This window comes from Morganella sp. HSTU-ASny43 (genome assembly GCF_022819185.1).
GTDB classification, from domain to species: Bacteria; Pseudomonadota; Gammaproteobacteria; order Enterobacterales; family Enterobacteriaceae; genus Morganella; species Morganella morganii.
Genome location: NZ_WSPG01000031.1, coordinates 36,434 through 48,056, shown reverse-complemented (window position 1 = coordinate 48,056; position 11,623 = coordinate 36,434). Strand labels below are relative to the sequence as shown.

Annotated in this window: 8 protein-coding genes and 1 pseudogene; 5 read left to right on the top strand and 4 right to left on the bottom strand. The window is 52.0% G+C overall.

Annotated elements, in window-relative coordinates:
• Nucleotides 1–260: 260 nt before the first annotated feature.
• Nucleotides 261–1,442: a multidrug effflux MFS transporter gene (locus tag GN208_RS15140; RefSeq protein ID WP_004238264.1), complete on the top strand. Its 1,182-nt coding sequence runs from the start codon at nucleotides 261–263 to the stop codon at nucleotides 1,440–1,442.
• Between the two features lie 86 nt (nucleotides 1,443–1,528).
• The gene (gene dusA, locus GN208_RS15135) at nucleotides 1,529–2,575 is read left to right on the top strand and encodes a tRNA dihydrouridine(20/20a) synthase DusA (RefSeq protein WP_004238263.1); all 1,047 of its coding nucleotides are present in this window, start codon (nucleotides 1,529–1,531) and stop codon (nucleotides 2,573–2,575) included.
• Between the two features lie 50 nt (nucleotides 2,576–2,625).
• On the opposite strand, the gene GN208_RS15130 is transcribed toward dusA, so the two are convergent.
• The gene (locus tag GN208_RS15130) at nucleotides 2,626–2,940 is read right to left on the bottom strand and encodes a hypothetical protein (protein ID WP_015422418.1); all 315 of its coding nucleotides are present in this window, start codon (nucleotides 2,938–2,940) and stop codon (nucleotides 2,626–2,628) included.
• A 161-nt stretch (nucleotides 2,941–3,101) separates the two neighbouring features.
• Nucleotides 3,102–4,085, bottom strand: coding sequence for a quinone oxidoreductase (locus GN208_RS15125; RefSeq protein WP_004238260.1), 984 nt, complete (start codon nucleotides 4,083–4,085; stop codon nucleotides 3,102–3,104).
• A gap of 232 nt (nucleotides 4,086–4,317) precedes the next feature.
• On the opposite strand from GN208_RS15125, the gene dnaB reads away from it, so the two are divergent.
• The 3 genes from dnaB to GN208_RS15110 all read left to right on the top strand — a co-directional run bounded on the left by dnaB (nucleotide 4,318) and on the right by GN208_RS15110 (nucleotide 8,135).
• A complete protein-coding gene (dnaB, locus tag GN208_RS15120; protein WP_015422419.1) occupies nucleotides 4,318–5,724 on the top strand; it encodes a replicative DNA helicase in 1,407 nt (468 codons plus the stop codon).
• A 79-nt stretch (nucleotides 5,725–5,803) separates the two neighbouring features.
• On the top strand, nucleotides 5,804–6,883 hold the full coding sequence (gene alr, locus GN208_RS15115) for an alanine racemase (protein WP_004238258.1): 1,080 nt from the start codon (nucleotides 5,804–5,806) through the stop codon (nucleotides 6,881–6,883).
• A gap of 55 nt (nucleotides 6,884–6,938) precedes the next feature.
• A complete protein-coding gene (locus GN208_RS15110) occupies nucleotides 6,939–8,135 on the top strand; it encodes an amino acid aminotransferase (protein ID WP_015422420.1) in 1,197 nt (398 codons plus the stop codon).
• A gap of 51 nt (nucleotides 8,136–8,186) precedes the next feature.
• On the opposite strand, the pseudogene GN208_RS15105 reads toward GN208_RS15110, so the two are convergent.
• Together GN208_RS15105 and uvrA are read right to left on the bottom strand one after the other, a co-directional pair.
• Nucleotides 8,187–8,454 (bottom strand): annotated as a pseudogene (locus tag GN208_RS15105) (DksA/TraR family C4-type zinc finger protein).
• A 130-nt stretch (nucleotides 8,455–8,584) separates the two neighbouring features.
• The gene (gene uvrA / locus GN208_RS15100; protein ID WP_004238254.1) at nucleotides 8,585–11,419 is read right to left on the bottom strand and encodes an excinuclease ABC subunit UvrA; all 2,835 of its coding nucleotides are present in this window, start codon (nucleotides 11,417–11,419) and stop codon (nucleotides 8,585–8,587) included.
• Nucleotides 11,420–11,623: the final 204 nt, after the last annotated feature.

Here is an 11,623-nt window from a genome sequence, read left to right as displayed (position 1 = left end):
ACATAAAATCAGGCGATAATATTTGTCAGTAATTGTATTGATATGTGTTATTTTTTTTACTTATAAAATAAGTAATGCTGGCGGAAATCTATTCCTTCATTAAATAAAAAATTCAGGTTGATTATAATTTCACTATATAATGAAATATACAGCATTGTTTTTTCTTTTAATTCACAGGTTTAGTTATAAGTGACGGTTGTAAAAAACAACAATTACGTGTATTTTTTGCTGTCGTCAGGTGATGAGTGAAATTTAACGGTATGCGGAATTTATTGCTTTTATTGTTAGTTATCGTGTTATTGGGACCATTGGGTATTGATCTTTATTTACCGGCTATTCCGGCAATTGCAAAAGGCCTGGGCAGCAGTGAGTCATTGATTCAGTCAACTATCTCGTTGTTTATTCTTGTATTAGGCGCAGGCCAGCTGATTTCCGGATACCTGGTGGATAAATTCGGCCGCAGACCGATGGCGATGGCGGGCATGGTATTGTATATCGCCGGTTCCCTGACAGCTGCCTTTGCGGTGACTCCGGGGATGTTTATCGCATCCCGGTTAATTCAGGGAGCGGGTGTCTGCTGTACCTCAGTGGTTGCTTTTACCTGTGTCCGCGATTGCTTTAACGGCAACGAAGCGGCGCGTGCTTTCGGTTTTTTAAACGGGACATTAAATATTGTTCCGGCGCTGGCGCCGCTGCTGGGCGGTATTATGGCGGAATATTACGGCTGGCGGCTGCCTTTTGGTTTCCTGGCGCTGTATGCCTTTATTCTGCTGATTCTGACAGCTAAATATCTGCCGGAAACCCGCCCGGAAAGCAGTGTTCAGCATAAAGAGAACCCGCTGAAGAGCCTCGTTTCTGTGTTGTTCAGCAAGCGGTTTTTGATCTTTTCCCTGGTGAATGCCGGGACAATGGGAATGGTATTAACGTATGTTTCCCTGGCTCCGGCGGTACTGATGGGCGATGCGGCACTCAGCCCGTTACAGTTTTCGGTTGTGTTCGGTGCTAACGGGTTCTGGATAATGGGGATCAGTATGATCGCCAACCGGGTGATCCGCAGAGCCGGACGACCTGTTTGTCTGGTTTCCGGTGGTGTACTGATGGCGCTGGGGTGCATTGCGCTGGCACTGAGCCCGGTGCTGTTCTCCGCACAAATACAGAATCACTGGCTGATCTATATGCTGCCGGTGGCCGCAGCCTGTGCCGGGCTGGCCTTTATTATGGGACCGGCAACCAGCTATGCCCTGGAGCCTTATTCTGATAACGCCGGTGTTGCCTCTGCACTGGTGGGGTTTATGCAGATGGCGGGCGGCGCAGTGCTGACGCTGGTTGCTATCGCATCACCCTTACCGCCGAAAACTGCACTGGCCGTCACTATGCTGTGCGGCGCCCTGCTGGCATGGAATGCGTACCGGGTGAGTAAAAAGGAACAGCGGCAGGCGTGATGCAGAAAGCGGAGATATCATACCTCTGTGATATACTCCGCCTTTGTTTTTCTTTCTGACTGATGTACTGAGATCCCGGATACACCATGCACCAAAACACACCAACAGAAAAAACCACTGAAAACCAGCAGTTACGCACCACTGGCGGCTATAAGAACCTTAACCGTTTCTCCGTGGCACCGATGCTGGACTGGACTGATCGCCATTGCCGTTATTTTCACCGTAAACTCAGCCGCCACGCGCTGCTGTATACCGAAATGGTGACCACTGGGGCGATTCTGTTCGGGAAAGGGGATTATCTGGCGTATAACGAAGCGGAGCACCCGGTTGCATTGCAACTCGGCGGCAGTGACCCGGCGGCACTGGCTCAGTGTGCGAAAATCGCACAGGAACGCGGTTATGATGAAATCAACCTGAATGTCGGCTGTCCGTCTGACCGTGTGCAGAACGGAATGTTCGGTGCCTGTCTGATGGGGAATGCTTCATTGGTGGCGGATTGTGTCGCAGCGATGCGGGATGTGACGGATATTCCTGTTACCGTTAAAACCCGGATCGGGATTGATGATCAGGACAGTTACGAATTTTTGTGTGATTTTGTCGGTACCGTGGCGGAGCGCGGCGGTTGTGAGATGTTTGTCATCCATGCCCGTAAAGCCTGGCTCTCCGGTCTGAGCCCGAAAGAGAACCGTGAGATTCCGCCGCTGGATTATCCTCGTGTATATCAATTGAAAAAAGATTTTCCGCATCTGACTATGGCGCTTAACGGCGGGATAAAAACATTGGAAGAGGCGAAAACCCATCTGCAGTATATGGATGGCGTGATGGTCGGGCGTGAGGCATATCAGAATCCGTCAATCCTGGCACAGGTGGATAATGCCCTGTTTGATGCGGCACTGCCGGTGACCGATACGGTCGCGGCGGTGGAAGCGATGTATCCTTATATTGAGGCGGAACTGGCGACAGGGACTTATCTCGGCCATATCACCCGCCATATGCTGGGGATTTTCCAGGGGATCCCGGGGGCGCGTCAGTGGCGTCGTCATCTGAGTGAAAATGCCCATAAAGCCGGGGCAGATCTGCGTGTGATTGAAGCGGCACTGGAATTTGTTACCCGAAAAAATATAACTGAATAATTATCAGATGAATAATGAACTCTCTGAACAGAGAGTTCATTTTGTTTCAATTATAATGAATCAAAGAAACGGTTATAGCATGCGATGATATAACTGATTTGTGCATTGAATGCGTCTTTGATTTCGTCTTTCTGTTCCGGTGTTTCAGCTTTCTTTTTCAGAATAAAAAAGCTTTCCTGCATTAATTGTACAGTGACATCTGCAGATTTTTGAAATGCAGATAAGCTATTGTTTTTACCGTAACATTCAAGAATGGCATCAAAGCGTTTATCCGCTTCATCACGAATCATCTGGAATTCAGCGTTTGTGATTCTATCATCCTGATAGATGAAATCAACAAGATAGTTTATTTCCGTATTATTCATAATCATTCCTTTTATTAGTGAAAGAGAAATAAGAATAAATATCCGGTGTTAAACAATCAATAAAAATAAATATACAAATTTAATATGAACCAGAGGTATTTATTAATAAAAACCCTCATTTAATAACGAGGGTTTTTATTATTAATTAAATAATATATATCTTAAGGAATTAAGATACTGGATCCGGTCGTTGCACGGCCTTCCAGGCGTTTGTGTGCCAGTGCGGCGTCTTTCAGCGGGTAAACCTGATCCGCAGGGATGGAAATAGTCAGCTTGCCGCTCAGGATCAGATCAAAAATTGCCTTGCTGGCTTCGTTAAGCTCTTCGCGGTTGGTGATGTAACCAAAGACAGAAGGGCGGGTCACATACAGTGAGCCTTTCTTATTTAAGATCCCGAGGTCCACACCGGTGACCGGGCCGGAGGCGTTGCCGTAGCTGACCATCAGGCCGCGGCGCTTCAGGCAGTCCAGTGACGGCAGCCAGGTGTCTTTACCGACAGAGTCATATACCACACCGACTTTTTCACCGTCAGTGAGTGCCAGCACCCGCTCAACAATGTCTTCTTTATTGTAGTTGATGGTTTCCCAGGCACCGGCGGCTTTGGCTTTCTGCGCCTTTTCATCAGAGCCCACGGTACCGATCATCTTCGCGCCCAGCGCTTTGGCCCACTGGCAGGCGATTTGTCCGACACCACCGGCAGCCGCGTGGAACAGGAAGACTTCCCCGGCTTTTACCTCATAGGTTTTGCGCAGCAGATAAAACGCGGTCAGACCTTTCATAAAGCAGGCAGCAGCCGTTTCAAAGCTGATACCGTCCGGCAGAATGGCGAGCTTTTCTTCCGGCACGTTATGGATTTCGCTGTACGCACCCAGCGGAGACTGTCCATAAACTACGCGGTCACCGACTTTAATGTGTTTTACGTTTGCACCGGTTTTCACCACCACACCAGCGGCTTCAGAGCCGACACCGGAAGGGGATACCGGCGCAGGGTACAGGCCGCTGCGGAAATAGGTATCAATATAGTTCACACCGATTGCTTTGTTTTCCACCTGAACTTCACCCGGTGCCGGATCTGCCGGCGTAAAGTCACGATAAACCAGCACATCGGTACCGCCGGGTGCATCAAATTCAATACGTTTAGCCATGGAGGGAACCTCATTCGGAAAAAAAGAGTGACCACTTACCTGCAAACAGCGCAGAAACAGTAAGCGGGACAGTTAATCATATGATTTATTGTATTTGGCATAATTGCATGTCACTGAAAATTACTCAAGCTTCGTGCAATCAGCGGCAAAGGAGGGCTATACTACCCGCTCTGTCCCGTTCAGGGACGCAGGTATTCTCCCCGGCAGACGCACTGATAAGTAAGAGAGTTTCATGGCCAGATATCCCAAGGACACCAAGACCGACAAACCCCGTGACCATCAGATGGAAGGGCTGAAATTACCGCCGCATTCCCTGGAAGCCGAGCAGTCCGTTCTCGGCGGACTGATGCTGGACAACGAGCGTTGGGATAATGTCTCTGAACGTGTGACCGGCGAGGATTTTTTCAGCCGCCCGCACCGGACGATTTTCAGTCAGATGCAGCGCCTGCTCGAGCAGGGACGGCCGATTGACCTGATCACTCTGTCTGAAGCACTGGAAACCGGCGGCGAGCTGGAAAATGTCGGTGGTTTTGCCTATCTGGCAGAACTTTCGAAAAATACGCCAAGTGCGGCGAACATTAATGCTTATGCTGATATCGTCCGTGAACGTGCGGTGATCCGCGATATGATTTCTGTCGCCAATGAGATCGCCGATGCCGGTTACGATCCGCAGGGGCGTTCCAGTGAGGATCTGCTCGATCTGGCGGAATCCCGCGTGTTCCAGATCGCCGAAAACCGTGCCAATAAAGATGAAGGGCCGAAGGGGATCGAGGCGATTCTGGAAGAAACCGTCGAGAAGATCGAAAAACTTTATGCTCAGCCGCATGACGGGGTGACCGGGGTATCGTCCGGGTATCAGGATTTGGATAAAAAGACCGCTGGTCTGCAACCTTCTGATTTAATTATTGTTGCGGCGCGTCCGTCCATGGGGAAAACCACCTTCGCCATGAACCTGTGTGAAAACGCCGCCATGACCGAAGAAAAACCGGTGCTGATTTTCAGCCTCGAGATGCCCGGCAACCAGATCATGATGCGTATGCTGGCTTCCCTTTCCCGCGTTGACCAGACCCGTATCCGTACCGGGCAGCTCGATGATGAGGACTGGGCGCGCATCTCCAGCACCATGGGTATTCTGCTGGAAAAGCGCAATATGTATATTGATGACTCTTCCGGCCTGACCCCGACCGAAGTCCGCTCCCGCGCACGGCGGATTTTCCGTGAGCACGGCGGCTTAAGCCTGATTATGATCGACTACCTGCAATTAATGCGCGTACCGTCTCTCTCTGATAACCGTACCCTGGAAATCGCTGAGATTTCCCGCTCCCTGAAAGCACTGGCCAAAGAATTACAGGTGCCGGTGGTTGCGCTGTCCCAGTTAAACCGTAGTCTGGAACAACGTGCCGATAAGCGTCCGGTAAACTCCGACCTGCGTGAATCCGGCTCTATCGAGCAGGATGCCGACCTTATTATGTTTATTTATCGTGACGAGGTGTATCACGAAAGCAGTGATCTGAAAGGCGTGGCTGAAATTATTATCGGTAAGCAGCGTAACGGCCCTATCGGAACCGTCCGTCTGACCTTCAACGGCCAGTGGTCGCGTTTTGATAACTATGCAGGGCCGAGTTATGACGATGAATAAACCGTCTGAATATAATGCGGACGGAATAATAACCCTGATAACAAACAAGACATCAACAACCCCTAACCAAGGAACCCCTATGAAAGCGGCAACAGCCGTCATTGACCGTGGTGCGCTGCGCCACAACTGGCAGCGGATCCGGGAACTTGCACCGGACAGCCGTCATGTTGCGGTGGTCAAAGCAAACGCCTACGGCCACGGATTAGTCGAAATCGCCCGTGAACTCAATGAGGCGGACGCGTTTGCGGTGGCGCGTCTGAGTGAAGCGCACGCGTTGCGCGCCGGTGGTATTGTTAAGCCTATCATCTTACTGGAAGGTTTTTTCGATGCGGCGGATTTGCCGGTGATTGTTGCCAGTCGTCTGGAAGTGGCGGTTCATTTTGAAGAGCAGTTAGTGGCGCTGGAGCAGGCGCAGTTATCGGATCCGGTGAAAGTCTGGATGAAAATTGATACCGGTATGCACCGTCTCGGCGTGCGTCCGGAAGAAGCGGAAGCGTTTTATCAGCGGCTGTGCCAATGCAGAAACGTACAGCAGCCGGTGAATATCATCAGCCATTTCAGCCGCGCTGATGAAGATGACGCACAGCCGACAGAAGCCCAAATCACCCGCTTTATGGCATTTGCTGCCGATAAACCGGGGGAAAAATCGATTTCCGCGTCCGGCGGCATTCTTTACTGGCCGCAGGCACACCTCGACTGGGTGCGCCCCGGGATCATTCTGTACGGTGTGTCACCGAAAAGTGGTACCGAAGCCGGTGATTACGGCCTGAAACCGGTGATGACCCTCAAATCCCGCCTGATTGCTGTGCGTAAACATAAAGCCGGGGAAGCGGTCGGTTACGGCGGTACCTGGGTCAGTGATCGTGATACCTGTTTGGGTGTGATCGCGGTTGGTTACGGTGACGGCTATCCGCGCAGTGCGCCGTCCGGCACACCGGTGGTGATTAACGGACGCCGTGTTCCCATTGCGGGGCGTGTTTCCATGGATATGATAACTATCGACCTGGGGCCGGATTGCAGTGATAAAGCGGGTGATGAAGTCATTTTATGGGGGGATTCACTGCCGGTGGAGCAAATTGCAGAAGCCAGTGGTATCAGTGCCTATGAACTGATCACCAAGCTGACCTCCCGTGTGGCAATGGAATATCTGGACGAATAAAATCTGACGCGATATGTTCTGATAGTGAGAAAAATTACAATCAGGAGTATCGCTTGTGTTCGAACATGTAGACGCCTACGGCGGCGACCCGATCTTAACGCTCGTTGAGCATTTCAAACAGGATCCCCGGAAGGAGAAGGTCAATCTCAGTATTGGCCTCTATTACGACGATTCCGGGGTGACTCCGCAACTGAACAGCATCACACAGGCAAAACAGCGCTATAACGCGCAGGATACCGGAGCCTCCCTGTATCTGCCGATGGAAGGTTTTTCCCCTTACCGCAGCGCGGTACAGACGCTGCTGCTGGGCGATGACAGCGGGCTTATCCGCGAAGGCCGCGTGGCGACGATCCAGACCCTGGGCGGATCCGGTGCACTGAAGATCGGTGCGGATTTCCTGCACCGCTACTTCCCAGGATCGGATGTCTGGCTCAGTGATCCGACATGGGAAAACCATCAGGCGATCTTTGCCGGTGCCGGATTCAAAACTCATTATTATCCGTATTTTGATCCGCAGACCAAAGGCGTGAAGTTTGATGAGATGCTGGCAACTTTTGAGACGTTACCGGCAAAAAGCGTCATTTTACTGCATCCGTGCTGCCATAACCCGACCGGTTCCGATCTGACACCGGAGCAGTGGGACAAAGTCGTCGCGGTGGTGAAAAAGCGGGAGCTGATCCCGTTCCTGGATATTGCTTATCAGGGCTTCGGCGGCGGTATGGAAGAGGATGCTTATGCTATCCGCGCCATGGCGGCGGCAGAGGTACCGTGTTTCGTCAGTAACTCGTTCTCAAAAATTTTCTCACTGTACGGTGAGCGTGTGGGCGGGTTGTCAGTCCTCTGCCCGACACAACATGAAGCAGAGCGGGTGCTGGGTCAGCTGAAAGCGGGTGTGCGCCGTGTCTATTCCAGTGCACCGTCTTACGGGGCAAAACTGGTCTCTGAAGTGCTGAATGATACTGCGCTGAAAGCACAGTGGCTGGCGGAAGTGGACACCATGCGCAGCCGGATCGCAGAGATGCGGACAGTGCTGGTGAATACACTGAAAAACACATTGCCGGAGAAGAACTTTGATCATCTTCTGCATCAGCGCGGGATGTTCAGTTACACTGGGTTCAGTCCGGAGCAGGTTACCGCACTGCGTGAGCAGCATGCGGTGTATCTGGTCGGTTCCGGGCGTGTCTGTATGGCGGGGGTGAACCGTCATAATGTGGATGCGATTGCGCGGGCTTTTGCGGCGGTCAGCCGTTAATCCTCTGCAATAAAATGATGATGCGCGGAATAATTCTGTTCCGCGCCTGTCTCAGCGCAACTGACTGTCTTTACTGCCGCGCCGGTTATAGCCGCTGAATGCGGCCTGTTTTTTTATCTGCTTCTGCCTGACAATTCACACACAACTGCACACCGGGTATTGCTTCACGCCGTGCCTGCGGGATCGGGTCACCGCACTCTTCACAAAACAGCGCGCTTTCCCCTGTCGCCAGCTGGCTGCGCACCCGCGCGACCGCATCATCCAGTGTGGCATCAATCTGCTCCTGAACAGCAGAATCACTTGCCCATCCGCTTGCCATGTCCGCCTCCTGTTTCCGGTGGTTGCCTGATACTTTATTTTATCACGGGTTGCTTATTATTTCACCAGCACGGAAAGCGGACAAAAAAATACCGCAGCGAACGCTGCGGTATTTTCAGAATCAGAAAAGATTAATATCCTCTTTTCAGGATCGGCTTCAGGAAGCGGGCGGTGTGTGAGCGTTCACATGCCGCCACCTCTTCCGGGGTACCGGCGATCAGGATTTCACCGCCGCCGCTGCCGCCTTCCGGACCTAAATCCACAATCCAGTCCGCAGTTTTAATCACATCGAGGTTATGTTCGATAACCACAATACTGTTGCCCTGGTCGCGCAACTGATGCAGTACCGCCAGCAGTTGTTCGATATCCGCGAAGTGCAGACCGGTGGTCGGCTCATCGAGGATATAGAGTGTCTGCCCGGTGCCGCGTTTGGAGAGTTCCTTCGCCAGTTTCACCCGCTGCGCTTCACCACCGGAGAGGGTTGTTGCCGACTGCCCGAGGCGGATGTAAGACAGTCCGACATCCATCAGGGTCTGTAATTTACGCGCCAGCGCCGGGACGACATCGAAGAATTCGCGGGCTTCCTCGATAGTCATATCCAGCACTTCGTGGATATTTTTCCCTTTGTATTTCACTTCCAGGGTTTCGCGGTTATAGCGTTTGCCTTTGCACTGGTCGCACGGCACATACACATCCGGCAGGAAGTGCATTTCCACTTTCAGTACGCCGTCACCCTGACAGGCTTCGCAGCGGCCGCCCTTGACGTTGAAACTGAACCGTCCCGGTGTGTAACCGCGCGAACGGGATTCCGGTACGCCGGCAAACAGTTCGCGGACAGGCGTAAACACGCCGGTATAGGTTGCCGGGTTTGAACGTGGTGTCCGGCCGATCGGGCTCTGGTCGATATCGATCACTTTATCGAAATGTTCCAGACCTTCGACAGACTTATACGGTGCAGGCGTAATGGTGGTCGCGCCGTTGAGTTGTGTCTGGGCAATCGGGAACAGAGTGTCATTGATCAGGGTGGATTTCCCTGAACCGGAAACCCCGGTGATACAGGTAAACAGGCCGACCGGCAGATTCAGGGTCACATTTTTCAGGTTGTTGCCGCTGGCACCGGTGATGGTCAGCATTTTGGCCGGATCCGCCACATTACGTTTTTCCGGGATACTGATCCGGCGTTCGCCGCTGAGGAATTTCCCGGTCAGGGAATCCGGCGTGCTGATAATATCCTCCAGTGACCCCTGGGCGACAATCTCCCCGCCGTGAACACCCGCGCCCGGGCCGATATCGATAATATGATCAGCGGCGCGGATAGCATCCTCATCATGCTCCACCACAATCACGGTATTACCGAGATTGCGCAGATGAATCAGGGTTTCCAGCAGGCGGTCATTGTCGCGCTGATGAAGGCCGATTGACGGCTCATCCAGCACATACATCACACCGACCAGACCGGCACCGATCTGACTGGCAAGGCGGATACGCTGTGCCTCGCCACCGGACAGAGTTTCTGCCGAGCGGGAGAGTGTCAGGTAATTCAGGCCGACGTTAACCAGGAATTTCAGGCGATCCTGAATCTCTTTCAGGACTTTTTCGGCGATTTTTGCGCGCTGGCCGCTGAATTTCAGGTTATTAAAGAAATCCATCGCATGCCCGATGCTGAAATCAGAAATCTGCGGCAGCGTGGTGTTATCAACAAACACAAAGCGGGCTTCTTTTTTCAGACGGGTGCCGCCGCAGGAAATACACGGGCGGTTGCTGATATATTTGGCCAGTTCCTCGCGCACCGCCATGGATTCCGTCTCTTTATAACGGCGCTCCATATTATGCAGCACACCTTCGAACGGATGATGACGGACTGTCACATCACCCCGGTCATTGGAATATTTAAACTCAATGGATTCGCGGCCTGAACCGTTGAGGATCACTTTCTGAATTTTGGCCGGTAACTCTGAATACGGGGATTCAATATCAAACTTATAATGATCCGCCAGGGACATCAGCATCTGATAATAATAGAAATTACGGCGATCCCAGCCGCGGATAGCCCCGCCGCCGAGTGACAGATTCGGGTTCTGTACCACGCGATCAGGATCGAAAAACTGCTGCACGCCCAGACCGTCACAGGTCGGGCAGGCACCTGCCGGGTTGTTGAAGGAGAACAGGCGCGGCTCCAGCTCACTCATGCTGTATCCGCAGACCGGGCAGGCAAAGTTCGCTGAGAATACCAGTTCTTCGGCGCTGTTATCTTCCATATCGGCGATAATGGCCGTACCGCCGGACAGTGTCAGTGCAGTTTCAAAGGATTCTGCCAGGCGTTGTGTCAGATCATCCCGGACTTTGAAACGGTCAACCACCACTTCGATGGTATGTTTGATCTGCAGTTCCAGTTTCGGCGGATCAGAGAGATCACAAATTTCCCCGTCGATCCGCGCACGGATATAGCCCTGTGCCGCCAGGCTATCGAGCAGTTTGGTGTGCTCGCCTTTGCGCTCTTTGACGACCGGCGCCAGCAGCATCAGGCGTTTGCCTTCCGGCAGAGTCAGAACATTGTCCACCATCTGGCTGACTGTTTGTGCCGTCAGCGGAATATCGTGATCCGGACAGCGCGGCTCACCCACACGGGCAAACAGCAGACGCAGATAGTCATGAATTTCAGTAATTGTGCCCACGGTGGAACGCGGGTTATGGGAAGTGGATTTCTGCTCGATGGAAATTGCCGGGGAAAGCCCTTCAATATGATCCACATCCGGTTTTTCCATCAGCGACAGGAACTGACGTGCATAGGCGGACAGGGATTCCACATAGCGGCGCTGCCCCTCGGCATAGAGTGTATCAAAGGCAAGGGACGACTTCCCGGAGCCGGATAACCCCGTGATAACAATCAATTTATCACGTGGAATAATGAGGTTGATATTCTTCAGATTGTGGGTGCGGGCGCCCCGTATATCGATATTATCCATGTACCACTTCCCGGGAGTTTCAGATAGCGAACAATTTATTCAGCCTGATATTATTGCACATAATTCACTGAATGGATATCCAGTATCAGAAGAAATCTGTGTATAATCTCAGCAGCATTTGCCTGACAGCTGATTGCATTTTGCGCAGCAGATTTTAGAGAAGACACGCAAATCTGCAAAGGAAATCACGGCAAAAGATTACCG